The following is a 24,130-nucleotide window of genomic DNA, read 5'->3' on the forward strand; positions in this document are numbered from 1 at the left end:
ACATGATAAAAGGAAAAGATGTAATTTTGACTGCTCGTGATATTGTCGTGGAATTTGACGTTCGTGACAAAGTTCTGACGGCTATCCGAGGAGTTTCTCTAGACTTGATTGAAGGAGAAGTTCTGGCCTTGGTAGGTGAGTCCGGTTCTGGTAAATCTGTTTTAACAAAAACCTTTACAGGGATGTTAGAAGACAATGGACGTATTGCCCAAGGAAGCATCGACTATCGTGGACAAGACTTGACCGCTCTAACTTCTAACAAGGAATGGGAGAAGATTCGTGGTGCTAAAATTGCGACTATCTTCCAAGACCCTATGACAAGTTTGGACCCAATCAATACAATCGGTAGCCAAATCACTGAAGTTATCATTAAACACCAAGGGAAAACAGCTAAGGAAGCCAAAGAGATGGCAATCGACTATATGAACAAGGTCGGAATCCCAGATGCTGAAAAACGTTTTGAAGAGTATCCTTTCCAATATTCTGGAGGGATGCGCCAACGTATCGTTATTGCGATTGCCCTTGCCTGTCGTCCAGATATCTTGATCTGTGACGAGCCAACAACGGCCCTTGACGTTACCATTCAAGCGCAAATCATTGATTTGCTTAAAACCTTGCAAAATGAGTACCACTTTACCATTATCTTTATCACCCATGACCTTGGTGTGGTAGCAAGTATTGCCGATAAGGTAGCGGTTATGTATGCTGGTGAAATTGTAGAATACGGAACTGTTGAGGAAGTCTTCTACGATCCACGTCATCCATATACTTGGAGTCTCTTGTCTAGCTTGCCTCAGCTTGCTGATGATAAAGGGGAATTGTACTCTATCCCAGGAACACCACCGTCTCTTTATACTGAGTTGAAAGGTGATGCCTTTGCCCTTCGGTCAGATTATGCGATGCAAATTGACTTTGAACAGAAAGCACCTCAGTTTTCAGTCACTGATACCCACTGGGCTAAGACTTGGTTGCTTCATGAGAATGCTCCTAAAGTTGAAAAACCTGGAGTCATTGCAGATTTGCATGACAAGATTCGTGATAAAATGGGCTTTGCTCATCTAGAAGACTAGGAGGAAGGAAATGTCTGAAAAATTAGTAGAAATTAAAGATTTAGAAATTTCCTTCGGTGAAGGAAGTAAGAAGTTTGTTGCGGTTAAAAACGCCAACTTCTTTATCAACAAGGGAGAAACCTTCTCTCTTGTTGGTGAGTCTGGTAGCGGGAAAACAACGATTGGTCGTGCCATTATTGGTCTAAATAATACTAGTAAAGGTGAGATCATCTTTGATGGTCATAAGATTAATGGGAAAAAATCTCATAAGGAATCATCAGACTTGATCCGTCGCATCCAGATGATTTTCCAGGACCCTGCAGCGAGCTTGAATGAGCGTGCAACAGTTGACTATATCATCTCTGAAGGTCTTTACAACTACCACTTGTTTAAAGATGAAGAAGATCGAAAAGAAAAAGTTCAAAAGATGATTCATGAAGTTGGACTTTTGAAAGAACACTTGACCCGCTATCCACATGAGTTTTCTGGTGGGCAACGCCAGCGTATCGGGATTGCCCGTGCCCTTGTGATGGAACCTGATTTCGTTATTGCGGATGAGCCAATTTCAGCCTTGGACGTATCAGTGCGTGCGCAAGTCTTGAACTTGCTCAAGAAGTTCCAAAAAGAGTTGGGCTTGACCTATCTCTTTATCGCGCATGACTTGTCAGTTGTTCGCTTTATCTCAGATCGTATCGCGGTTATCTATAAGGGAGTTATCGTCGAAGTGGCGGAGACAGAGGAGTTGTTTAACAATCCCGTCCACCCATACACTCAAGCACTTCTATCTGCTGTACCGATTCCAGATCCAATCTTGGAACGCAAGAAGGTCTTGAAAGTTTACGATCCTGACCAACATGACTATGAGACAGATAAGCCATCTATGGTAGAAATTCGTCCAGGTCACTATGTTTGGGCTAACCAAGCAGAACTTGCTCGTTACAAGAAAGTTCTTAAAGATTAAACAAATTAGGAGAGGACCGAAAGGTCTTCTCATTTTTAATAGAAAAATTCCCCTTCTACTAGCTTGTAAAAGGGGGATTGTATTGTAATTAACGTTTAGACCAGGTACGGTTCATAAAGAGCAGCAAAATTGGGTATATCTCTAAGCGACCTGCAATCATTGCAAAGGAGAGGAGGATTTTAGAGATGGGACTAAAGATGGCAAAACTCGAGGTTGTGCCTAGAATAGGTCCGATATTGTTAAAACAGCTGAAGACCGCACTGGTCACGACTAGAAAATCATTACTATCAAGACTGACGATAAAGATGAGAGAGAGAATGATCATCATATAGATAGCAAAATATTTAAGAATTTTGTGCTGGGTATCCTTATCAATCACAGTTTTATTGACGTGTAGAGTCAAAACACGGTGAGGGGATAAGGTGGACAAAATCTGATTTTTTGCGATTTTAGAGAGGATAAGTCCTCTGATCACCTTAAGACCACCTGCAGTTGAGCCAGCTGATCCACCGATTCCCATGAGGAAGAGGAGGATAAATTGGGAGAAGAGGGGCCAGTTGGTAATATCTCCGTAACCAAAACCTGTTGTTGTGATGATATTGGAAACTTGGAAGAAGGCCATTTCAACACTTTTAGAGACACCTTGGTAGAGGTGGAGCGTATTAAGCGTAATCAAGCCGGTAGAAACTAGGACAATGATGATATATGCTCGTAGTTCTTCATCTCCAAAGAAAGCCTTAACCCGACGGAGCATGAGGTAGTAGTAGAGATTGAAGTTAACTCCAAAAACCAGAACTCCGATACTAACTAGATAGGTGATGAGTGAGCTACCATAGTGGGCAATTCCGTCGTTATAGACGGTAAAGCCCCCAGTTCCTGCCGTTCCCATAGCGATGACAAAACTATCATAGAGAGGCATGCCTGCTAGGTAGTAGATAACCACAAAAAGGGAGAAGAGAGCCAGATAAAGCAGATAGAGGATCTGGGCAGTGTTTTTTAGTTTGGATACGACCTTACCAAAGACAGGACCAGGGACCTCAGCCTTCATCACCTCCAAGTGACTATTCTTGGCATTGTCCATAATGGCAAGTGCAAAGACGAGTACCCCCATCCCTCCAATCAAGTGGGTGAAACTTCTCCAGAAGAGGAGGGAACGAGTAAGAATGGAAACATCTGTTAGGATAGTTGCTCCTGTAGTCGTAAATCCAGAGCTGATTTCAAAGAAGGCATCAATGACGCTTGGGATTTGTCCTGAAAAGACAAAGGGGAGGCCACCAAAGAAAGACCATAGAATCCAACAGAGAGCAACAATTAAGACCCCTTCCTTGGCATAAATCCGCTGATTTTTCGGTTTCCGTAAAACGCCTAGACCACCGAGAAGGACTAAAATTCCAATCGTAGAAAAGAGAGCGATAAATACTTGACTGGATTCTTGGTAATAGATCGCTACACTAACAGGAACTAAGAGAAGAACAGCCTCAATCAAGAGAAGTTTTGAGAGGAGGTAACGAATCATACTTTTATTCATTTTTTACCTCTCAATCAAATCATAAATTTTGGTGATATTTGGCAATAAGGTCGTCACGAGTAACTTGTCTCCCACCTCAAGCATATCCTCTCCAGTAGGGAAGATTGTTTTTCCTTTTCGGATAATGGCTGCAATGAGAACCCCTTTTTTCAATTTCAACTGTGATAGAGGTTTGGCAGTCATTTTATTAGCTTCCTTGATTTGGAATTGGAGAGTTTCAATTTGACCATTTGCGAGATGGTGCATGGCTTGAAGATCTGAATACTGAGCGTTTACTCGACCACGGATAAAGTGCATAATGGTATCCACTGCGATGCTTTTTGGTGTGATGATACTCGAAAAATCAGGCGCGTGGATAATCTCTAGAAGGCTTGTTCGGTTGACCTTGGTGATATTCTTATGGACGCCAACTCGGTCAAGAAACATTGAGGTGATGATATTTTCCTCATCAACCCCAGTTAAGGTTGCGACTGCATCATAGTGGGGAGCACTTTCTTCCAGCAAAATGTCTTTTGCAGTTCCATCCCCTTGGACAATATAGAGATTGGGGAACTTTTCGCTGAAGAAACGAGCTCTTTCAGGATTGATCTCGATGACCTTGGTATCAATGCGACTGTCTTTTAAAATGCCGAGTAGATAATAAGCGATCTTTCCAGCTCCAACGATAAGCAAGCTTTTCACTGCACGAGATTTAAAATAGTTATGGAAAAGCATCATATCTACGCGATTTCCTGTAACAAAAATCCTATCCTTGTCTTGGATAATAACATCACCGCTTGGAATCATCAGTTGATGATCTCTCTCCATAGCACAGACAATGACATTCCCAAACTTTCTACGGAAGTCAGAGATTGGCATTTGACAAAGACCGCTAGAATCCTTGACAACAAACTCCATGAGACTGACCCGACCTCCAGCAAATCGTTCGACAGAGAGGGCATTAGGGAAATCAATGATATTTGAGATCGCACGCGCTGCCAGGAGCTCTGGATTAACAATAAGTGAAAATCCAAGAATATTTTTCTCTTTAAAATAGGCATTAGAGTATTCAGGATTTCGAACCCGAACGATGGTTTCTTTAGCGCCCATTTTTTTAGCAAGTACCGCTGAAATCATATTCACTTCATCGTGTTCGGTTAGGGCGATAAAGATATCGCACTCTTGAACACTGGCTTGCTCCAAGATGGCAAAGTCAGCCCCATTTCCAAGGAGACCTATGATATCATAGCGACTGACAATGTGATTGAGGACAGCCTCATCTTGTTCGATGAGGACAACGTCATGGTTTTCTGCAACCAGTGAACGACAGAGGGCGAAACCAACTTTCCCTCCACCAACGAGGACAATTTTCATATAAAAAACCTACTTTTTCATGATGTAACTATCATACCCTTTTTTAGCAAAAAATGCACTTGCTAAGGCGATTTTTAAGGGAAGAAAGGCCTTTTTCACGTTTTGAAGATACATTTGCTTAATTTCTATAACGATGTCTCCGATTTGAAGTGATTTGGCTCTTTTACTATACCTTTTCAGAAAGGGAATGACCAAACATGAAAATATCATCAAAAAAAGTAAAAAAATCAAGTCATTTCTATTGACAATGATTCTGAAAGTGTTATACTAAGAAAGTAGTTTCGCTGATTTACTTCAAACCTGTTGTGAGGTAAGTTAACGATGCCTTAACCACGCTGTTTGCTGAGCTTGACTCCGGGCAGTGTGGCTATTTTTTTGCAATGATAAAAGGAAGCCAGTCATGACAAATCACATTGTATTATTTGAACCTCAGATTCCACAAAATACAGGTAACATTGCGCGTACTTGCGCTGCGACCAATTCTCCCCTCCACATCATCAAGCCTATGGGCTTTCCTATCGATGATCGCAAGATGAAGCGGGCTGGTTTGGACTACTGGGATAAGTTAGAGATTTATTTTTATGACAGTTTGGAAGATTTCATGTCTCAGATGAAAGGGCAAGTCTACCTGATTTCGAAATTTGCAGAAAAGGTCTATTCTGAGGCAAATTTGGCAAGCGGTGAAGATCAGTATTTTCTCTTCGGACGTGAGGATAAGGGTTTGCCAGAGGACTTTATGCGTGAACATCCAGAGAAGGCTCTCCGTATTCCTATGAATGATGAACATGTCCGTAGCCTCAATGTGTCTAATACGGTCTGCATGATTGTCTATGAGGCTCTTCGTCAACAAAATTTTGCTGGTTTAGAGCTCGTTCACACCTATGAAGCGGATAAATTGAAATAAACAAAATGCTTGCACTTGCAAGCGTTTTTTGTTATGATAAAGGGGTCTTCAGGGCTGGGTGAGATTCCCGACCGGCGGTGACTTTAACTAGCTATTTTGGCTTACTCTTCGTTGTCTTGTCTCGATATACTTAAGTATTATCTTCGACTGCGACGCCTAGATTAATCCAAAAAAATCTTAGTTAAAGAAGTCCGCGAGCGCAAGCTGATGTGGTGCGATTCCACAACCGACAGTATAGTCTGGATGGGAGAAGACGAAAGAATGGCTTTGTCTGTTCTGATGAGTTTATAGATGAATTGCAACCGCTTGCTCAACAGAGTGAGAGGGAACTTTTGGGATATAAAAAGTGAGAATAGATAGAGGAATCCTTTCCAACTTCTTCTGATTTTATAGAAAATTGGAGGAACCTGTTATGACAAACACACGTCGACTTTCGACCATTGCGATTTTATCAGCCATTTCATTTGTGCTGATGTACTTTGACTTTCCGCTCTTGCCAGCGGCAACCTTCCTCAAGATCGAGTTTAGTATCTTGCCAGTCCTTTTGGGTTTGGTGGTGATGGATTTGCCAGCTGCTTTAGGCATTCTCTTGCTTCGCTCACTCTTGAAGTTGCTTCTGAATAGCCAAGGAGTGAATACCTACATTGGCTTGCCAATGAATATCGTAGCCTTGGGAGTTTTTGTTATCGTCTTTGGTTTGATTTGGAAAAAGGAACGCAGCACCCTTCGTTTCCTACTGGCATCTCTGGCGGGAACTATTGGATTGACTGCTGCCATGTTGGTTCTCAACTATGTCTATGCGGTTCCTTTATACGCGCAGTTTGCCAACTTTGATATTAGAGAAATTATAGGACTTTCTAACTACTTGATGACCATGGTTTTACCTTTTAACCTGATTGAAGGTTTAATCTTTGCCGTTTCATTCTGGTTGTTATACGTCCTCTTGAAACCAACCTTAAAACATTATGAGAGATAAACAAACATTTTTAATGAAGGGCAGTTTTGCCCTTTTACTTTTCGTCCTTCTTGGCTATATGGTTAAGTTCTATCCTGAAACGCTGGTCGGTTTTGATCAACCGCTTCAGACTGCCCTTCGTGGGGACTTGCCAGATTATTTAACGGTTCTGTTCCGTGCCCTTACGCATTTGATTGATATCCCAGTAATCATTACCTGGGTTGCCATCGCAGCCTTTATCTTTTATCGTAAGCAGTGGAAGATAGAAAGCTACTTCATGGCGGGCAATCTAGCCTTAGCCGGTCTTTTGATTGTGACCTTTAAAAATATTTACCAGCGCCCACGACCAGCTATCTTACACTTGGTAGAGGAGAAGGGATTTTCCTTCCCAAGCGGGCATTCTCTGGCAGTGACGCTGATGGTAGGGACTTTGATTGTCATTCTCAGTCAACGGATTAAAGATCCGGTTTTGAGAAAAATTGTGCAAATCGTCCTTGGGGTCTACCTAGTCAGTGTGCTGCTATCTCGGGTCTATCTGGGAGTTCACTATCCATCAGATGTTCTTGCCAGTTTCTGTGTGGGCTTGGGAGTCTTGTTTATCGAATTTCCTTTCTATGACAAGCTTCGCTTCCAATGGCGATTTAAAGGCAAGCAGAAGTGAGCATCAAATTCCTTTGAGGAAAAAGAAATGAAAGTCAATATAACAGATCTCCATCCGACTCAACTATACTTATCAGAAAAGAAGTTACAAGATATCCAGATGCTTTATCAGTCGGTAGAAATAATCAATGTTGCTCCAATCAGTGTTCTTGCATTCGGAGACTGCTTGTTGATTACAGACGGGCATCACAGGGCTTATCAGGCTTTATTGGCAGGTAGGGATACGATTTCTGCTGAGTGGGATAGAGATGGTGGCGATGAACTGTATTATCTCTATGCGCAAGCTTGTGAGGAAAGAAAGATTTACTCTGTTCTGGATTTAAAAAATCATATCGTATCTCAAGATGAGTATGAAGCAAAATGGTATAACTGGTGTGATGGTTTTAATCAAGCAGCAACTCTTTTATTGAAAAGGAAAGCAGGTGAAACAGATCCTACAAATAGGTAATGCATTGTGTCTTGTTCCTTTTTATATTGAAATTAGTCTAATCTAACTTGTTTTTTAACTAAAAATCTGATAAACTAAGTAGTAATTGAATAGGAATCCGCAAGACTAGTAACTCAAGGGAAGTATATCAGGGAGGAGAGCCGTGACTGCAAGCTCTCTATATGAAAGCTGGGTGAATTCACTTGCGCATGGATTTAGAAATGAAGGTCTGACTTGTCAGATGAAAACGGATGGTACCGCGTGTCAACGCTCCGAGTGGAGTTTTTGGCATGTGGTTTTCTTTTTATCTACGAGAGACTGATGGAGGAATTATGTCAACTATTGAAGAACAATTAAAAGCGCTTCGCGAAGAAACGCTGGCTAGCTTGAAGCAGATTACTGCTGAAAATGAAAAAGAGATGCAAGACTTGCGTGTCTCTGTCCTTGGTAAAAAAGGTTCCCTTACGGAAATCCTCAAAGGGATGAAGGATGTCTCTGCTGAGATGCGTCCAATCATCGGGAAACACGTTAATGAAGCGCGTGATGTTTTGACAGCGGCTTTTGAAGAAACAGCTAAGCTCTTGGAAGAAAAGAAAGTAGAAGCTCAACTAGCAAGTGAGAGCATCGATGTAACACTTCCAGGTCGCCCAGTTGCGACTGGTCACCGTCACGTTTTGACACAAACCAGTGAAGAAATCGAAGATATTTTCATTGGGATGGGTTACCAAGTCGTGGATGGTTTTGAAGTAGAGCAAGACTACTACAACTTCGAGCGTATGAACCTTCCAAAAGATCACCCAGCTCGCGATATGCAGGATACTTTCTACATCACAGAAGAAATCTTACTCCGTACTCACACGTCACCAGTTCAGGCGCGTGCTATGGATGCTCATGATTTTTCAAAAGGTCCTTTGAAGATGATCTCACCAGGACGTGTGTTCCGTCGTGATACGGACGATGCAACCCATAGTCACCAGTTCCACCAAATCGAAGGCTTGGTTGTTGGGAAAAACATCTCTATGGCAGACCTTCAAGGAACGCTTCAGTTGATCGTCCAAAAGATGTTCGGTGAAGAACGTCAGATCCGTTTGCGTCCATCTTATTTCCCATTCACAGAGCCATCTGTTGAGGTGGATGTTTCCTGCTTCAAGTGTGGTGGAGAAGGCTGTAACGTATGTAAGAAAACAGGTTGGATTGAGATTATGGGGGCCGGTATGGTTCACCCACGTGTCCTTGAAATGAGTGGAATCGATGCGACTGTTTATTCTGGATTTGCCTTTGGTCTTGGACAAGAGCGTGTCGCTATGCTCCGCTACGGAATCAATGATATCCGTGGGTTCTACCAAGGCGATGTCCGCTTCTCAGAACAGTTTAAATAATGATTAGAAAAGTAGAAAAGGCAGATATTGGGGCGTTGTCCAAAATTGCCAAACAAACCTTTCGTGAAACATTTGCTCATGATAATACGGAAGAGCAGTTACAGGAATACTTTGAAAAGACTTATAGTCTCAGAGTTTTGTCAACTGAGTTGGAAAATCCAGATTCCGAAACCTATTTCATTATGCATGAAGAGGAGATAGCTGGTTTTCTCAAAGTCAACTGGGGAAGTGCTCAGACTGAGAGAAAATTAGAGGATGCTTTTGAAATTCAACGCCTCTATGTGCTACAAAAATTCCAAGGATTTGGACTAGGTAAGCAACTGTTTGAATTCGCTCTTGAACTTGCTACCAAAAATAGTTTTTCCTGGGCTTGGTTAGGTGTTTGGGAGCATAATACAAAAGCTCAAGCGTTTTATAACCGATATGGTTTTGAGAAATTTAGCCAACATAGTTTTATGGTTGGTCAAAAAGTAGATACAGATTGGTTACTGAAAAAGAAATTAAGGTAAGAAGAGGATTCTTCTATTGAAATGATAGGAAAGGAAAAGAACTAGAGTGGCAACTGTCATTCTGGAGAACTAAATTATGCTTGTATCTTATAAATGGTTAAAAGAATTGGTGGACATTGATGTGCCATCACAAGAGTTGGCTGAAAAAATGTCAACTACAGGGATTGAGGTCGAAGGTGTGGAATCACCTGCTGCTGGTCTCTCAAAAATTGTCGTCGGTGAGGTCTTGTCTTGCGAAGATGTGCCAGAAACTCACCTCCATGTTTGTCAGGTTAACGTTGGCGAAGAAGAAGCACGTCAAATCGTTTGTGGTGCACCGAATGTGCGTGCTGGTATTAAGGTTATGGTGGCTCTTCCAGGAGCTCGTATTGCTGACAATTACAAGATTAAAAAAGGGAAAATCCGTGGCTTAGAGTCACTTGGAATGATCTGTTCACTTGGTGAATTAGGTATTTCTGACTCAGTTGTACCAAAGGAATTCGCAGATGGTATTCAAATCTTGCCTCAAGATGCTGTTCCTGGGGACGAAGTCTTTTCTTACCTAGACTTGGATGATGAAATCATCGAACTTTCTATCACACCAAACCGTGCAGACGCTCTATCTATGCGTGGAGTAGCGTACGAAGTGGCAGCCATCTATGACAAGGCAGTCAACTTTAAAGAATTCAGTTTAATAGAAACAAATGAAGCTGCAGCAGATGCCCTTTCTGTCAGCATTGAAACAGACAAGGCGCCTTACTATGCAGCCCGTATCTTGGACAATGTGACCATCGCACCAAGTCCACAATGGTTGCAAAACCTTCTTATGAATGAAGGGATTCGTCCTATCAACAACGTTGTAGACGTGACCAACTATATCCTGCTCTACTTTGGTCAGCCTATGCATGCCTTTGACTTGGATACCTTTGAAGGGACTGACATCCGTGTGCGTGGAGCGCGTGCTGGTGAAAAATTAGTGACCTTGGACGGTGAAGAACGTGACTTGGAAACAAATGACCTAGTCATTACTGTCGCAGACAAGCCAGTAGCCCTTGCAGGTGTTATGGGTGGTCAAGCAACAGAAATCTCTGAAAATTCTAGTCGTGTTGTCCTTGAAGCGGCTGTTTTCAATGGCAAATCGATTCGCAAGACTAGCGGACGCCTCAATCTGCGTTCTGAATCATCTTCTCGCTTTGAAAAAGGCATCAATGTGGCAACTGTTAACGAAGCCCTTGATGCGGCAGCGAGCATGATTGCTGATCTTGCAGGTGCGACGGTGCGTAAGGGCATCGTTTCAGCAGGAGCGCTTGATACTTCTGATGTAGAAGTTTCTTCGACTCTGGCTGACGTTAACCGCGTCCTTGGTACGGAGCTTTCATATGCTGATGTGGAAGATGTCTTCCGTCGTCTTGGCTTTGGCCTTTCTGGCAATGCAGAAAGCTTTACAGTCAGCGTTCCACGTCGTCGTTGGGATATCACCATCGAAGCGGACCTCTTTGAAGAAATCGCTCGTATCTATGGTTATGATCGCTTGCCAACTAGTCTTCCAAAAGATGACGGTACAGCTGGCGAATTGACTGCGACACAAAAATTGCGTCGCCAAGTTCGTACCATCGCTGAAGGAGCAGGTTTGACAGAAATCATTACCTACGCTCTGACAACGCCTGAAAAAGCAGTTGAGTTCACAGCTCAACCAAGTAACCTTACAGAACTCATGTGGCCAATGACAGTGGACCGTTCTGTCCTCCGCCAAAATATGGTCTCAGGTATCCTTGATACAGTTGCTTACAACGTAGCGCGTAAGAACAAAAACTTGGCCCTTTACGAGATTGGAAAAGTCTTTGAACAAACAGGCAATCCAAAAGAAGAATTACCAAACGAAATCAACAGTTTTGCCTTTGCCTTAACAGGCTTGGTTGCAGAAAAAGATTTCCAAACGGCAGCAGTTCCAGTTGATTTCTTCTATGCTAAGGGAATCCTTGAAGCGCTCTTTACTCGCTTGGGACTAGAAGTGACTTATACAGCAACAGCTGAGATTGCAAGTCTCCATCCAGGACGTACAGCCGTGATTTCACTCGGCGACCAAGTTCTTGGTTTCCTTGGCCAAGTGCATCCAGTCACTGCCAAGGCCTACGATATTCCAGAAACGTATGTAGCTGAGCTCAACCTTTCCGCCATCGAAGCTGCCCTTCAACCAGCTGCTCCATTTGTAGAAATCACTAAATTCCCAGCAGTCAGTCGTGACATGGCTCTACTCCTCAAGGCAGAAGTCACTCATCAAGAAGTTGTAGACGCTATCCAAGCTGGAGGCGTGAAACGTTTGACAGATATCAAACTCTTTGACGTCTTCTCAGGCGAAAAACTGGGAGTTGGCATGAAGTCAATGGCCTATAGCTTGACCTTCCAAAATCCAGAAGATAGCTTAACAGACGAAGAAGTCGCACGCTATATGGAAAAAATCCAAGCATCACTCGAAGAAAAAGTGAATGCAGAAGTGCGTTAATAGTCTAAAATCCATCCCTCGGGGTGGATTTTTAGTTTCAAAAGGACAGTTCAGAAGAGAAAAGCGATAGTTGAGGAGGAAGCCATCTCAGAAAGTCTTTAATGAGTTATACTAAAGCTATCGCTGAAGCACTTAAATTTATTAGAGATAGGATACTTTTGCTATTTATAATCCGATAAAATGGACATAAATCGTTGTAAAGGCTATCAAAAAGGAGTATAATAAGTGCAACATATCTCGGAGGTGGAAAATGTTAGAAGTAAGAAATCTAGAGAAAAGTTTCGGTCCCAAGCAAGTCTTGTTTGGTGTCGATTTTCAGGCAAGTCCAGGAAGGATTCTGGGCTTGGTCGGGAAGAATGGTGCTGGGAAAACAACGATTTTCCACAGTATGTTGAAATTTTTGGAGTATCAAGGAGAGATCAGTCTGGATGGGCAGGAGATTCGTCAGGAAACCTATGCACGGATTGGTTATCTGCCTGAGGAACGCAGTCTCATGCCCAAGTTGACAGTCCTTGAGCAAGTTCGCTACCTGGCGACTCTAAAAGGTATGGATGCTAAGGAAGTCAAGGAAAAACTCCCTCAATGGATGGAAAAATTGGAAGTGAAGGGCAAATTGACCGACAAAATCAAGAGCCTCTCCAAAGGGAATCAGCAGAAAATTCAGCTGATTATCACCCTAATCCATGAGCCAGACTTGATTATCTTGGATGAGCCTTTTAGTGGTTTGGATCCAGTCAATACTGAGTTGCTCAAGCAGGTCATCTTAAAAGAGAAAGAGCGCGGTGCAATCATTATCTTTTCTGACCATGTCATGACCAACGTTGAGGAACTTTGCGATGATATTCTGATGATTCGTGACGGGCGTGTGGTCTTGCATGGACCAGTTCAGGATGTCCGTAATCAATATGGGAAAACACGTCTCTTTGTTTCAAGTGAACAAAGCAAGGAAGAATTGGAAAAACTTCCTCACGTCAAACAGGTGAGCTTGACCAAGCAAGGTAGTTGGAAATTGATCCTAGATGATGAAAGTGCTGGAAGGGAACTCTTCCCCATCCTCACTCAAGGTCAATATATTGCGACCTTTGACCAACAGGCTCCAACAATCGATGAAATCTTTAAACTAGAATCAGGGGTGGAAGTATGAGAAATATGTGGGTTGTAATGAAGGAAACCTATCTTCGACATGTCAAGTCGTGGAGTTTCTTCTTTATGGTGATTTCGCCGTTCCTCTTTTTAGCCTTATCTGTAGGAATCGGCTTTCTCCAAGGGTCTTCTATGGCCAAGAATAGCAAGATAGCAGTAGTAACAACTGTGCCATCTGTGGAAGAAGGGCTCAAGGGTACCAATGGTATCAACTTTGATTATAAGGATGAAGCCAGTGCCCAGGCTGCTATCAAGGATGAGAAAATCAAGGGTTACCTAACCATTGACCAAGAGGACAGTGTCCTCAAGGCCGTCTATCATGGTGAAACTTCTCTTGAAACAGGCATCAAACTAGCAGTAACCAATAAGTTAAACGAACTGCAATACCAACTCAATCGTTCGGCAGCCAATTTGTCTCAAGAACAGGAAAAACGTCTGAGTCAAACCGTTGATTTTACTGAGAAGATTGATGAATCTAAGGAAAACAAAAAAATTGTTCAAACCATTGCTGCCGCAGGGCTTGGCTTCTTCCTTTATATGATTTTGATTACCTATGCTAGTGTCACTGCTCAGGAAGTGGCTAGCGAGAAAGGAACCAAAATCATGGAGGTGGTCTTCTCTAGTATCCGAGCAAGTCATTATTTCTACGCTCGCATGCTGGCTCTGCTTCTTGTGATTTTGACTCATATTGGCATTTACGTCGTGGGTGGGCTGGCTGCTATTCTGCTCTTTAAAGATATCCCTATCTTGGCACAATCTGGAATTTTAAATCATCTAGGAGAGGCCTTCTCGCTCAATACCTTATTGTTTGTCTTGGTTAGTCTCTTTATGTACGTTGTTTTAGCAGCCTTCCTAGGCTCTATGGTTTCTCGCCCTGAGGATTCAGGAAAGGCCTTGTCGCCATTGATGATCTTGATTATAGCAGGATTTGTCGGTGTGACCTCTCTAGGTGTTGCTGGGGACAATTTAGTTCTGAAAATTGGTTCCTATATTCCTTTCATCTCGACCTTCTTTATGCCATTTAGAGCTATAAATGGGTATGCCAGTGGTCTGGAAGCTTGGATTTCGCTTGCCATAACGGTTGTTTTTGCAGTCACTGCAACAGCCTTTATCGGACGCATGTATGCTAGTCTAGTCCTTCAAACAGATGATTTGGGAATCTGGAAAACCTTTAAACGTGCCTTAGCTTATAAATAGGAAAGCCTCGCAAAAGCGAGGTTTTTCTAGATGTTAAACACTGAAATCGGCAAAAATATTTTTCATATCTATTGACTTTTAGTAGTGAAATTTGGTATGATAGTAGACGGTATTGTTTACCCCATTTGTAAGGCCCCGGAACCTTTCAAATACCCCGCGGACCGGAACATCCGCCCTGTAAACAAAAACGATATTCATATAGGAGAAATCATGAACAAAACTACATTCATGGCTAAACCAGGCCAAGTAGAACGCAAATGGTACGTTGTTGACGCAACTGATGTACCTCTTGGACGCCTTTCAGCAGTTGTTGCTAGCGTACTTCGCGGAAAAAACAAACCAACATTCACACCACACACTGATACAGGTGACTTCGTAATCGTTATCAATGCTGAAAAAGTTAAATTGACTGGTAAAAAAGCAACTGATAAGATCTACTACACTCACTCAAACCACCCAGGTGGATTGAAACAAATCTCTGCTGGTGAACTTCGTTCTAAAAATGCAGTACGTTTGATCGAAAAATCAGTTAAAGGTATGCTTCCACACAATACTCTTGGTCGCGCTCAAGGTATGAAATTGAAAGTATTCGTTGGAGCTGAGCACACTCACGCTGCACAACAACCAGAAGTTCTTGATATTTCAGGACTTATCTAAGGAAAGGAACAATAAAGTATGTCACAAGCACAATATGCAGGTACTGGACGTCGTAAAAACGCTGTTGCACGCGTTCGCCTTGTTCCAGGAACTGGTAAAATCACTGTTAACAAAAAAGATGTTGAAGAGTACATCCCACACGCTGACCTTCGTCTTGTTATCAACCAACCATTCGCAGTTACTTCAACTGTAGGTTCATACGACGTTTTCGTTAACGTTGTAGGTGGTGGATACGCTGGTCAATCAGGAGCTATCCGTCACGGTATCGCTCGTGCCCTTCTTCAAGTAGACCCAGACTTCCGCGATTCATTGAAACGCGCAGGACTTCTTACACGTGACTCACGTAAAGTTGAACGTAAGAAACCAGGTCTTAAGAAAGCTCGTAAAGCATCACAATTCTCAAAACGTTAATCAATACGATTATATCAACGTTTACAGACATTCAAGAATTTTCTCTTGGATGTCTTTTTTGTTTCAAAAATCTAAAGTTCACCCCAAAATTCACCCCATATTCACCCCATCAATTTTTTAAGCTACGAAATGCAATATCACCTACGGTCTGATTAACTTTATCTTTAGTGTTGACGTAGGTCTTTGTAATTTCCTTGTCACTATGGGTTAGCGCTTCAGAAATTTCCTCAAGCGAAACTCCAGCTAATTTTGCTAGAGTGGCACCTGTGTGTCTCAATTTATGAGGAGATGCAGGAGCTAATTCGGGATGTCTATGTCTAACTGATTTCATTCTATAGTTCAGATAGTCGACATGGAGGGGAAGATTAATGTTATTAGTCCGATTATTATATGTAAAAACAAACTGTTTTTGTGTTTGCCTCAGTCCAAAAAGTTTGAGTTCTTCTTGTTGTTTAACTTTCCAATTTGCTAGAAGCTCCATTAATTCCGTTGGTGCTTTAAAAAGAGTTTTTTTGTTTCCTTTAGTTGATTTTACATTACCAAAACGATCTAAAGCTTGTTCTATAAGTATTTCTCCGGTTGAAAAATTGATGTGTTTCCATTGCAAAGCATAACTTTCTGATTTTCGGTCAGATAAAAAGAAGGTAGTATAAAAGAGAGTGTAGTCTTTTAGGTCAATGATTCCTTCCTTTAAATCAGTGTCAAAAGCTTGTAACCATAATTTTAGCTCCTCTTTATCGAGAGAAAGATCTTCTTCACGTTTACTCTCTTTAAGGAGAATTTTTTTATTTGCTTTAATTCTACTAATTGTTTTTCGGAGTTTATTTGATGGAATATATTCAAGCTCCTCAGCCCAATCGAAAACAGAATTTACATAGCTCCTAATTACCTTGAAATTAGCATAACTATTTGCCTTTGGAGTAAGTAGTGATAGTACAAGTTGTTTATTATTAATCAAATGTTCTATTGAGTAATTACCTAAAATTGGAATGATATGAAGCCTAAATATATTTTCTGTTTGAAATACTGTTGCCTTAGTAGGAGGTTTTAGTGTAGTGGTAGTTTGACCTGCTTTGTATGGTTCCAGCCAAATATCTTTATAAAAGTCTTTGAATAAGATATTACCTTTGTTATTTGAATTAACAGGGACTCTACCCAATCTAGCATTCTCAATATCAATAGTTAACTTTATTTCAGCTTCTTTAGCTTCTCTTCGGGTTTTAAACCGTTTCTCATATCGTCTTCCTAACCCCAGTTTTCCCTGGACTTCATCAGGTATATACACCCTAAGTCTATATGATCCATTATTTGTTTTAGAAATACCCATTTTTTCTCCTTATGCGCTGATTTCTAATCGTGTCATCCATTGATTTATACTATCCTTGTTGAAACGAATAGACTTTCCAATTCGAATATAGGGTAGCCCCATTGCGATCCAAATATCTAAGGTATTATTAGATATTCCTAAATAATTGCAAGTCTGCTTTTTATTCAAGAAGGGGCTGTCTACTCCAATATCCTCTTTAAAGTGATGGATTTCATCTTTGATTAGTGTTGCAATCATTTGCTGAATTTCTTGAGTTTGTTCTTCGGGTAGTTGTACTAACATATTTTCTCCTTTCTATTTTCCAATTACATAAGTAAACTGTTTTGCTGTCTCTGCATCAAAAGTTCTATAAGATATAATCCCAAGCCCCTTATAGTTACTTTCAGAGATTAAAATGGAACCGTCTGATTTTACTTGTTCCACAAAGGCTACGTGTCCATATATTGGGTCAGCGCCAGCTTGACTCGATGAGAAGGATAAGGCAGAGTGTTCGGTTGGTGTATTTGTAGTTGTATAACCTGGTTTTTCCATCCATTGATTACCATTCCCCATATAAGGGTCAAAGCTGACACCAACTTCTTTTCCACGGTTATAGACAAACCAAGTACATTGCCCCCATGGATAAGAGCTTGCAATATAGTTAGTAGTATCAATAGCTTGGGTAAGACTATATCCTTCAGGAACATCGCTTGAAGTAACACCGCCACCGTCTCTTGTTTTACCTGTAGTTTGTTTAGGTGCTTCTGGGGTTCCTCCGTTTTCATCAATGTAAGTATCCAGTTTTTGCATGGTTTCAGCTCTTCTTTTTCCTGAACCAGAAGTATCTGTAAAGTAGACCCCTCCATCAACGGCAGTATTCAAAGTGCCAGAAGCTAACTTCTTTGCCTTGTCGTCTTGGATTTTGAAGGTTTGATTTTTATTGCCAATGATAGTTTGTTGGGTAAGAGCGACTACGGCAACCTCATCATTGAAGTTATTGGCATTTTCAGGATTGGAGTCAAAAGCTCCATATCCAAACATATTGGCTCCTGGATTTGTCGCAACCCCAGCAGTTCCTAGTGAACTTTCATTCAATGCGATCGCAAGTATCGCTCGAACATCTAGATTTGACTTGGCTTCCCACTCTAGCAATTTTGTCCCATTGATGCGACTTGAATCATAGTTGATTCCTAGAGTTTTTAGGAATCCATCTAATTGCGAAGCCTTGATTCCGTAACGATGAACTAATAGATTATGTGTGTAGGCGTCCCCGTCTGACCAGTGTTCAGAATAGGTAACTCCATTTTGAATGTTGGAATTTCCACCAATGGATCCCCCAGCCATGGCAGAGGCAAGAATGAGAATAACAAGAATCGGCATGAGTAGAGGGAGGAGACCAAGGATGAGAAACCATTTGATTTTTTTCATAAACCCTCCTCTTCTTAATAACGAATATAGGCAGTAAAGAGTACTGTTCCAAAACGCCATTTGGCATCTAAGACAATTGTATGTGCTTTTACTTGGGAGATAATCATTTCTCTTTCAGTATCCTTTACTGGAAATAAAAGAAGGAAATCGACTGAGCGTTTTCCTTCTTGATAGGCTTGATAGAGTGTATCTTCTAGAACTCTTGGGAATGAGGTTTTAGAACGAATTTTTGTGTTCATTTGCTTCTCCTCGTAATTGGTTTAGTCTCTCGGTTAGTCTGTTTCTGCGTTCAATATTAGCCTTGATTTTATCATCCCTTGTCATAGTTTTTCTGTATGCACGGGTAAAGGCGTTTGAACCTTGCGCTTTAAACATGGATTGAGGATCTTTGTAATCTTCTAGTTTTGCCTCTATACGATTGATACGGTATTGCTTGATAGGAGAAATCCATTCTTCCTTGAGAGTTTCAAATTCTTCTTCTGGGGTGACTTTTTCATTGTTTGGTTGCGAAATTGGTGCAAAGTTAGACGAAAGTGTTTTTCCTTGTTGTTTCGTGCTATGCTGAACCCTAGGATATAATTTAGCCCCATCTTCTTGTACTTGCTCTGTTTCTATGGGTGGTAAATGCTCTTCCTCATCTGGTTGCTTGCTAGTAAAGAATGACCCAACTTGTTGGAATTGGCTCCTTGCATTCATGACTGCCCCAACTCCGTATCCAGCACTAGAAAGGACAAAATTACCTAGTCCTTGAGCAGATGAAAGAGCCTTAGTTGGTACTTGTGAAGCTAATTCCTTTGTTTGGCTAACCGTTTCTGTGACCTTGTTTCCGATATCATTTGCTACCATACGAGCTTTAGAACCAAGAACAAACTGAATAATTTCTGCCTTGTATTTCCAAAGGAGGAAAAAAATCATGGCTTTAGAAGCAACAGAAACTAAGAGTTTAAAGACGAGTCCAAAAAGTAGGAGAGAAGGGAGAGTCTTCAAAATATCATCGAAGCCAGACGTTACCAAGTTTTCAACTAATTGTTCAATGTAAAAGATGAATAGTGTTAAGAGGCTAGTAATTGCTGGAAAAGCTAAGCCCGAAAACATGACTTTAAGAACCCCAAAAATCAAATCCTGCATCCGAGGAATAAAGGAAACAAGAAGAGCAATTGGGAATAATAAAATCATCATGAGAACTAGAACTTGAGCAAGGATATTTAGAATTTGAATCAATATAACTGGGATAGCTAAAACAATGGCTTCTACAATTTTAAAGATGATATAAAACATACGAATAAAGATGAAGTCAGGCATCGCAGAAACCCAGCGGTTCTTTTCGCCATCTTCATTAGCACCATTTCCGATTTTATCTAGATAGTCAGAGCGCTCTTTCGCTTTTACTGCTGTAAAGTTTCCGTTTGAATCAGAAGTACCTAATACTTTACTATTATCAAATTCCTCTTCTTTTCCATCTTGACTATTCCTGTATTTGCCGTTTTCTTGACCAGTGTTTACAAAGATATAGGCTTTATAGGAAGTTTCAGCAATATAGCTATCAGCCATTGAATCGCCAATTTTGATTGACTTATTTTTATCATAGTTGACTTCAATTTTGGAAATTTTTGAGGAGACATCTTTTGAAACATTGTGGATGGTATCAAGCAGATAAAGTCCGCCTGAAGTTCCTGCGATTGTTCCAAAGTAGCTAAATCCTAAGAGAATTACTAAACAGACATGAAGTACCGTTCTTGAGAAACTCCCTTTAGAAAAGAAGTATTGATAAAATAGATAAATCCCAAGAATAAGTAAGGACATTGAAATGAGGGAATCTTTTCCAACTCCGTTAGTGGTTGAAGTCGTGAATCCCTCCCAGATAGAACTTGCACCGTTAAAGACATAGGTCTTGTAGGCGGAGTAGAGATCCACTTGTTCTAAGATACGAATGAGAAGAGAGAAGAAACCGACAATGGCATTGAGCAGGAAAAAGAAAAAATTGACGAAGATTTCATTAATCATTACCCATGCACCGTTAAAGGAACCGAACCCAGTTGGCTCCATATAGGACTTGAGCGAAAAAATATCAACGCCTTTTAATTTCTCAAAAGCTTCTTGCATGGTTTCACCTCCTAACTAGCGTATTTATTTTCAAGACTTGAAGAAACTGTTGCTTTCATAGGTTTTAGTAGCATGTCAATATCTTCAAAAAGATTGTGAACAGAAACCATGTTCAGGTTGCCATAGACGTCATAGTAGAGACATTGCCCTGAAATCATATTATCAATCCATTCTAGGTTTTGTTCGTTGACTTCTAGGTTGACGTGATGAAGAATATCTTCTCTTTCTGACTTTTCGTAAAAAGCAAATATGGTTCCAAAGCCCGTCGTGTCATCGTCATTTTCAGCATCATGTACAGATTGAGTAATGAGTGCAAGGGTATTGTTTTTTGAACGCCCAATACGTCTCATGTTTTTTATAACGGCTTTTCCTTCTGCGGATTTCATCAGAATCCATGCTTCATCGAAAAATTCGATGGTATCCTCATTTTCATTGCGCTCTCCAAAATGGGTACAAAAGGCACCAAGCGCAAACATGAGAGCAATAGAATTTCTTTCGTGGTCGGAAATCTTTGTGGAATTATCTTTAGGTAGTTTAAGGTTGTTAACTTCTAGAATGGTGACTCGGGAATCGTAGTTGAGTCCTTGAGTGGTTCCATCTGAAAAGGCAAGTTCCAAGATGGAATTCGTGACAATAGAAGTTAGATAACGTCCCACAGAAGCAATATCATCCTTCTCGTCCATTTTCAGGTGTTCTAAGACCTGTTTAAATCCAACAGCTTGACCTTGCTCTCTTTTCTCTGCAATGATGTTTATAGCCTCTGTAATGGCTGTCTTTTGATCCATGGTAACATCATCTACAGCTTGCAGGAGAAATTCCAACATATTTTTTGCGACTTCGACTGCCTGTTCTTTCTCAAGAACAACGATGGGATCCAAAACCCCGTGGTTAGATGGTAGCGAGCTATCAAGAGTGACAAAGTTAAATGCTTCAATCTGTTTCTTACGTTCAGGGTAGAGCCTAGCAAATTCAGGCGAGTGAATCACTTGTTGGTAGTGATTTCTGAGTTCTCGTTTCGGGTCAATGTAGAGGGTTTTGACATTTTGCAGGGCAACGCTCAAGAAAATAATCTGAGCCAAAAAGGATTTTCCTTGTCCAGTAGCACCTGTGATAATGATGTGTGGGTTTTTAGTGATTTTACCAGCGATATCTTCTTTGTTTCCGACAGTGGCATTATATAGAACAATGTTTTTGGAGGATTCGATAGCTTTTTCAATCGAATCCCAACGCCCTGTCCAGTTGTCTACTCGTCCGATATACCAGCCAATCCGATTTCCTGAAGAGCTATTGGTAAAGGGCATCAGTTCTGAGAAACCACGAGGAGTTACCATATGAGTCCAAGTTCTCGTTTTCTTTTGAAGATGCTGACCATAGAGGAGGGCTTGAAAAAGGTAGGGTGCATCTTGGCTAGCTTCACTGATTTCAACGCCCATATCATCAAAGTAATTGAGAACTACTTGTCTACGTTGTCGTAGTTGTTCAATACTGGAGGCAGATACAATAAGATAAGCTCCATATTCGATGATATTTTCCTTATTTCCTACCTTCTTCATTAAGTCTTTTAGAGAAAGTGACCCCATGATGATTTCATCTTGTTGGACAGTATCAGTATTTTCTGCCTCTTCCATAATATTGCGATAGCGGGTATTGGATCGTCCCATTTTCCCTTTGATTTTATTGTTATCAATAAATTCTGCCTTAATACGCAATTCAACTGGGAAGTTAAGCCGTTGGACAAATTCTCCTAGATGAAAGCCGTTAAACTGAATAGGAAATTTTCCAACAGGAAGAATGGTAACAAAAGAAGAACCATAAGGACTTTCTAGTTTTAAAAAGCCACCCTTGGTAACTTTGATTAGAGTATCCGTGATGTTAAATTGGGAACGATTGGCGAGGACTTCCTTTTTGTAGTGGGGAATATAGCGGAGATATTGCATCCGTTGGTAGTAGAACAATTCCTCATCCGATAAGGCTTTTGCTCGTAAGGGAGCGAGGGCTTGGTAAATGGTAAACTCATCTGCACAGTAGTCCTCATACCAGTTTTCAGCGAGTTCATATTCGTAGCCAAACCCCTGAGCGATTTTTTCGGAAAAATCAGTTAGGCTTTCAAGGGCTAATTCTTTGATTGTTTGCCCATGATTTTGTTTTCTTAGGTTAACTCCAATAACCCAATCAAATTGATAAGGGATTTCCATTTCATTTGTTAAATGGTCAACGGTGTAGAGGAGGAGTTCTTCACCGAGCTCTCTACTATCATCCGCTAGCGCTTCTGAGAAGTCCTTTAATTTTTCCTCTAGAAGATAATCCTTAGGAATGAGGGAAACCTCAAAATATTGATTTTTTAGAAGTTTCTTCATCATTTGTGCAACGGTTAATTTGTGCTTATTTTTCCGTCCGTCATCCGTTATGGTAATTGGGGTATTCGGAATACGGTAGTAGGCCATTACTGACCGATCCCGTTTCAAGACAAGATTGTCATGAGTTTGTAGAATGGGATAAGTTAGTGTTAGAGACATAGTTCCTCCCTTCTAAAGGTTTGTTTTCTCAAAGACGATTTCTTCAACCGGTTCAATACGATCTTCATGGTAGATTGCTTTTTTATTGAGTTTAAAATCCCAACAGTAGATTAGGTAATCTGCTAGAAAAAGATGCATTTTCTTTCCATGTGGTTCGTATTCTGTATAAAATTTTGCTAGCTTATAAGGGATAAACCAGTAGAGAATTAATGAAATCGAGTGGGTGGCTTTAGCTAGAGGAACAAGGATAAAACCACCGGCTAAGAGCATAGCCACCAAGACAATAATAAAGACTATAAAAAAAGACAGTTGCATGGGAGTAGCAAAGTACCAAATGCGAGTGCCTTTTTTAGTTTTTATCTCTTGAATCCAATAAGGGGCGTTAAGCCCCTTGGCGTAATCATACAGTTTTTCATCTTTCATAGTTAGAGTCCTGTTTCAATCCCAAAGAGACGAAGGAACCAGCCAAAAGCTTTTAGAATGTCTTGTCCTTTTGTGAGTGAGACAATGACAGCATAAAAACAAACTACTGAAAAAAGCTGGATCCAAGAGCTATTGCGCCAAGCTTTAACTGCAAGTAGGACTGCAATTGCTCCTAGTACCCAAACAGCATCTCCTTGTAGGAAGGCTCGTAGATTTTCTGTGTTCATGTTGTTCTCCTTTATTTTTCTTGTTTTGCGTAGTTAATAGGGATGGTGTGGGCTAACTCATCTACAAAGTATGTCCCGTTATTTTGAGTAAGAGTGAGAGTGAAATTCTCTGAATGAGTTGAAGCCCCTACTTCAAAAGTAACTTGAACAGTTGCGATGAGCTTTTCTCCATCTTCTTTTAGATAGGTGTAGTCAATACTTTTAAAGGTAGTATTTGCGACTACAGAAATATCTTTAGCAATCAAATTCAGATTGTCTTGATTTGTAGTGTAGTTGGTGAAAAAGACAGTTAAAAACTTATCTACTTTCTTGTGTTCATCCTCCGATAGACGATCAGTTGCTGACAGGGTCAATTGCTCGTTTTTTGAAGATGGAATTGCTTGTGAGGAGTCAAGACTTGAGAACCAAGGTAGACCAGCGATACGATATTTACCATTAACTTCTTCAAAAGGAATATTAAATCCTGTTGTGATTTCCTTTTTCTCGGTGTTGTTGTCCTTTTTGATCCATTC

24 protein-coding genes and 1 riboswitch are annotated in these 24,130 nt (G+C 40.9%); of the genes, 13 read left to right on the forward strand and 11 right to left on the reverse strand.

The features are described 5' to 3' along the window. Positions 1 to 2 precede the first annotated feature (2 nt). A complete protein-coding gene (locus tag GMD6S_RS02075; protein WP_000589650.1) occupies positions 3 to 1,070 on the forward strand; it encodes an ABC transporter ATP-binding protein in 1,068 nt (355 codons plus the stop codon). 10 nt (positions 1,071 to 1,080) lie between these two features. Then, a complete protein-coding gene (locus tag GMD6S_RS02080; RefSeq protein WP_001291310.1) occupies positions 1,081 to 2,010 on the forward strand; it encodes an ATP-binding cassette domain-containing protein in 930 nt (309 codons plus the stop codon). An 88-nt stretch (positions 2,011 to 2,098) separates the two neighbouring features. Here the strand turns inward: GMD6S_RS02080 and GMD6S_RS02085 are convergent, their stop codons facing one another. Both GMD6S_RS02085 and trkA read right to left on the reverse strand, forming a co-directional pair. Continuing rightward, entirely contained in the window at positions 2,099 to 3,538 is a 1,440-nt protein-coding gene (locus GMD6S_RS02085) for a TrkH family potassium uptake protein (protein ID WP_001043432.1), read from the reverse strand. A 3-nt stretch (positions 3,539 to 3,541) separates the two neighbouring features. Beyond that, positions 3,542 to 4,891 carry a Trk system potassium transporter TrkA gene (gene trkA, locus GMD6S_RS02090; protein WP_000706815.1) on the reverse strand — a complete coding sequence of 450 codons (1,350 nt, stop codon included), beginning with the start codon at positions 4,889 to 4,891 and terminating at the stop codon, positions 3,542 to 3,544. Positions 4,892 to 5,291: 400 nt separating this feature from the next. Between trkA and GMD6S_RS02100 the strand changes: the two genes are divergently transcribed. From GMD6S_RS02100 to rpsI, 11 genes are all read left to right on the forward strand, one after another. Further along, on the forward strand, positions 5,292 to 5,795 hold the full coding sequence (locus tag GMD6S_RS02100; RefSeq protein WP_000181370.1) for a tRNA (cytidine(34)-2'-O)-methyltransferase: 504 nt from the start codon (positions 5,292 to 5,294) through the stop codon (positions 5,793 to 5,795). Between the two features lie 40 nt (positions 5,796 to 5,835). Further along, a riboswitch (FMN riboswitch) is annotated at positions 5,836 to 6,054 on the forward strand. 153 nt (positions 6,055 to 6,207) lie between these two features. Then, a complete protein-coding gene (locus tag GMD6S_RS02105) occupies positions 6,208 to 6,771 on the forward strand; it encodes an ECF transporter S component (protein ID WP_000185840.1) in 564 nt (187 codons plus the stop codon). Beyond that, positions 6,761 to 7,411: a phosphatase PAP2 family protein gene (locus GMD6S_RS02110; protein ID WP_009013718.1), complete on the forward strand. Its 651-nt coding sequence runs from the start codon at positions 6,761 to 6,763 to the stop codon at positions 7,409 to 7,411. Before GMD6S_RS02105 ends, GMD6S_RS02110 begins: the two co-directional genes overlap by 11 nt. Before the next feature lie 27 nt (positions 7,412 to 7,438). Next, a complete protein-coding gene (locus tag GMD6S_RS02115) occupies positions 7,439 to 7,858 on the forward strand; it encodes a hypothetical protein (protein ID WP_000867350.1) in 420 nt (139 codons plus the stop codon). 311 nt (positions 7,859 to 8,169) lie between these two features. Beyond that, on the forward strand, positions 8,170 to 9,216 hold the full coding sequence (pheS, locus tag GMD6S_RS02120) for a phenylalanine--tRNA ligase subunit alpha (protein WP_008289063.1): 1,047 nt from the start codon (positions 8,170 to 8,172) through the stop codon (positions 9,214 to 9,216). Next, positions 9,216 to 9,725: a GNAT family N-acetyltransferase gene (locus GMD6S_RS02125; RefSeq protein ID WP_000619930.1), complete on the forward strand. Its 510-nt coding sequence runs from the start codon at positions 9,216 to 9,218 to the stop codon at positions 9,723 to 9,725. Before pheS ends, GMD6S_RS02125 begins: the two co-directional genes overlap by 1 nt. 76 nt (positions 9,726 to 9,801) lie before the next feature. Continuing rightward, positions 9,802 to 12,207 carry a phenylalanine--tRNA ligase subunit beta gene (pheT, locus tag GMD6S_RS02130; protein WP_000961535.1) on the forward strand — a complete coding sequence of 802 codons (2,406 nt, stop codon included), beginning with the start codon at positions 9,802 to 9,804 and terminating at the stop codon, positions 12,205 to 12,207. 250 nt (positions 12,208 to 12,457) lie between these two features. Beyond that, the gene (locus GMD6S_RS02135) at positions 12,458 to 13,351 is read left to right on the forward strand and encodes an ABC transporter ATP-binding protein (RefSeq protein ID WP_000895260.1); all 894 of its coding nucleotides are present in this window, start codon (positions 12,458 to 12,460) and stop codon (positions 13,349 to 13,351) included. After that, the gene (locus GMD6S_RS02140; RefSeq protein ID WP_001245393.1) at positions 13,348 to 14,547 is read left to right on the forward strand and encodes an ABC transporter permease; all 1,200 of its coding nucleotides are present in this window, start codon (positions 13,348 to 13,350) and stop codon (positions 14,545 to 14,547) included. Before GMD6S_RS02135 ends, GMD6S_RS02140 begins: the two co-directional genes overlap by 4 nt. A gap of 210 nt (positions 14,548 to 14,757) precedes the next feature. Further along, positions 14,758 to 15,204, forward strand: a complete 447-nt coding sequence (gene rplM / locus GMD6S_RS02145) for a 50S ribosomal protein L13 (protein ID WP_001044624.1) — start codon at positions 14,758 to 14,760, stop codon at positions 15,202 to 15,204. Positions 15,205 to 15,222: 18 nt separating this feature from the next. Then, complete coding sequence (gene rpsI, locus GMD6S_RS02150) at positions 15,223 to 15,615, forward strand: 30S ribosomal protein S9 (RefSeq protein WP_000075973.1); 393 nt, start codon at positions 15,223 to 15,225, stop codon at positions 15,613 to 15,615. Between the two features lie 109 nt (positions 15,616 to 15,724). Here the strand turns inward: rpsI and GMD6S_RS12685 are convergent, their stop codons facing one another. From GMD6S_RS12685 to GMD6S_RS02195, 9 genes are all read right to left on the reverse strand, one after another. Then, positions 15,725 to 16,942 (reverse strand): tyrosine-type recombinase/integrase, encoded by a 1,218-nt coding sequence (locus GMD6S_RS12685; protein WP_000512969.1) that lies wholly within the window; start codon positions 16,940 to 16,942, stop codon positions 15,725 to 15,727. A gap of 9 nt (positions 16,943 to 16,951) precedes the next feature. Further along, a complete protein-coding gene (locus tag GMD6S_RS02160) occupies positions 16,952 to 17,224 on the reverse strand; it encodes a helix-turn-helix domain-containing protein (RefSeq protein WP_000960974.1) in 273 nt (90 codons plus the stop codon). A 12-nt stretch (positions 17,225 to 17,236) separates the two neighbouring features. Beyond that, entirely contained in the window at positions 17,237 to 18,349 is a 1,113-nt protein-coding gene (locus tag GMD6S_RS02165) for a CHAP domain-containing protein (protein ID WP_000721540.1), read from the reverse strand. A gap of 14 nt (positions 18,350 to 18,363) precedes the next feature. Further along, the gene (locus GMD6S_RS02170) at positions 18,364 to 18,588 is read right to left on the reverse strand and encodes a hypothetical protein (protein ID WP_001092959.1); all 225 of its coding nucleotides are present in this window, start codon (positions 18,586 to 18,588) and stop codon (positions 18,364 to 18,366) included. After that, positions 18,566 to 20,452, reverse strand: a complete 1,887-nt coding sequence (locus GMD6S_RS02175) for a hypothetical protein (protein ID WP_001154553.1) — start codon at positions 20,450 to 20,452, stop codon at positions 18,566 to 18,568. Before GMD6S_RS02175 ends, GMD6S_RS02170 begins: the two co-directional genes overlap by 23 nt. A gap of 11 nt (positions 20,453 to 20,463) precedes the next feature. After that, positions 20,464 to 22,968: an ATP-binding protein gene (locus tag GMD6S_RS02180; protein ID WP_000059963.1), complete on the reverse strand. Its 2,505-nt coding sequence runs from the start codon at positions 22,966 to 22,968 to the stop codon at positions 20,464 to 20,466. 12 nt (positions 22,969 to 22,980) lie between these two features. Continuing rightward, positions 22,981 to 23,391 (reverse strand): conjugal transfer protein, encoded by a 411-nt coding sequence (locus GMD6S_RS02185; protein ID WP_000650966.1) that lies wholly within the window; start codon positions 23,389 to 23,391, stop codon positions 22,981 to 22,983. 2 nt (positions 23,392 to 23,393) lie between these two features. After that, positions 23,394 to 23,618 (reverse strand): TcpD family membrane protein, encoded by a 225-nt coding sequence (locus tag GMD6S_RS02190; RefSeq protein ID WP_001091060.1) that lies wholly within the window; start codon positions 23,616 to 23,618, stop codon positions 23,394 to 23,396. A gap of 11 nt (positions 23,619 to 23,629) precedes the next feature. Next, a partial coding sequence (locus GMD6S_RS02195; protein WP_000374994.1) for a conjugal transfer protein occupies positions 23,630 to 24,130 on the reverse strand: 501 nt, incomplete at its 5' end.

The organism is Streptococcus sp. GMD6S, from assembly GCF_000297015.1.

Excerpts from the sequence above, each read along its gene's own strand:
- GMD6S_RS02075 (WP_000589650.1), top strand. The coding sequence starts at position 3 with ATGATAAAAGGAAAAGATGTAATTTTGACTGCTCGTGATATTGTCGTG.
- GMD6S_RS02080 (WP_001291310.1), top strand. The coding sequence starts at position 1,081 with ATGTCTGAAAAATTAGTAGAAATTAAAGATTTAGAAATTTCCTTCGGT.
- GMD6S_RS02085 (WP_001043432.1), bottom strand. The coding sequence starts at position 3,538 with ATGAATAAAAGTATGATTCGTTACCTCCTCTCAAAACTTCTCTTGATT.
- trkA (WP_000706815.1), bottom strand. The coding sequence starts at position 4,891 with ATGAAAATTGTCCTCGTTGGTGGAGGGAAAGTTGGTTTCGCCCTCTGT.
- GMD6S_RS02100 (WP_000181370.1), top strand. The coding sequence starts at position 5,292 with ATGACAAATCACATTGTATTATTTGAACCTCAGATTCCACAAAATACA.
- GMD6S_RS02105 (WP_000185840.1), top strand. The coding sequence starts at position 6,208 with ATGACAAACACACGTCGACTTTCGACCATTGCGATTTTATCAGCCATT.
- GMD6S_RS02110 (WP_009013718.1), top strand. The coding sequence starts at position 6,761 with ATGAGAGATAAACAAACATTTTTAATGAAGGGCAGTTTTGCCCTTTTA.
- GMD6S_RS02115 (WP_000867350.1), top strand. The coding sequence starts at position 7,439 with ATGAAAGTCAATATAACAGATCTCCATCCGACTCAACTATACTTATCA.
- pheS (WP_008289063.1), top strand. The coding sequence starts at position 8,170 with ATGTCAACTATTGAAGAACAATTAAAAGCGCTTCGCGAAGAAACGCTG.
- GMD6S_RS02125 (WP_000619930.1), top strand. The coding sequence starts at position 9,216 with ATGATTAGAAAAGTAGAAAAGGCAGATATTGGGGCGTTGTCCAAAATT.
- pheT (WP_000961535.1), top strand. The coding sequence starts at position 9,802 with ATGCTTGTATCTTATAAATGGTTAAAAGAATTGGTGGACATTGATGTG.
- GMD6S_RS02135 (WP_000895260.1), top strand. The coding sequence starts at position 12,458 with ATGTTAGAAGTAAGAAATCTAGAGAAAAGTTTCGGTCCCAAGCAAGTC.
- GMD6S_RS02140 (WP_001245393.1), top strand. The coding sequence starts at position 13,348 with ATGAGAAATATGTGGGTTGTAATGAAGGAAACCTATCTTCGACATGTC.
- rplM (WP_001044624.1), top strand. The coding sequence starts at position 14,758 with ATGAACAAAACTACATTCATGGCTAAACCAGGCCAAGTAGAACGCAAA.
- rpsI (WP_000075973.1), top strand. The coding sequence starts at position 15,223 with ATGTCACAAGCACAATATGCAGGTACTGGACGTCGTAAAAACGCTGTT.
- GMD6S_RS12685 (WP_000512969.1), bottom strand. The coding sequence starts at position 16,942 with ATGGGTATTTCTAAAACAAATAATGGATCATATAGACTTAGGGTGTAT.
- GMD6S_RS02160 (WP_000960974.1), bottom strand. The coding sequence starts at position 17,224 with ATGTTAGTACAACTACCCGAAGAACAAACTCAAGAAATTCAGCAAATG.
- GMD6S_RS02165 (WP_000721540.1), bottom strand. The coding sequence starts at position 18,349 with ATGAAAAAAATCAAATGGTTTCTCATCCTTGGTCTCCTCCCTCTACTC.
- GMD6S_RS02170 (WP_001092959.1), bottom strand. The coding sequence starts at position 18,588 with ATGAACACAAAAATTCGTTCTAAAACCTCATTCCCAAGAGTTCTAGAA.
- GMD6S_RS02175 (WP_001154553.1), bottom strand. The coding sequence starts at position 20,452 with ATGCAAGAAGCTTTTGAGAAATTAAAAGGCGTTGATATTTTTTCGCTC.
- GMD6S_RS02180 (WP_000059963.1), bottom strand. The coding sequence starts at position 22,968 with ATGTCTCTAACACTAACTTATCCCATTCTACAAACTCATGACAATCTT.
- GMD6S_RS02185 (WP_000650966.1), bottom strand. The coding sequence starts at position 23,391 with ATGAAAGATGAAAAACTGTATGATTACGCCAAGGGGCTTAACGCCCCT.
- GMD6S_RS02190 (WP_001091060.1), bottom strand. The coding sequence starts at position 23,618 with ATGAACACAGAAAATCTACGAGCCTTCCTACAAGGAGATGCTGTTTGG.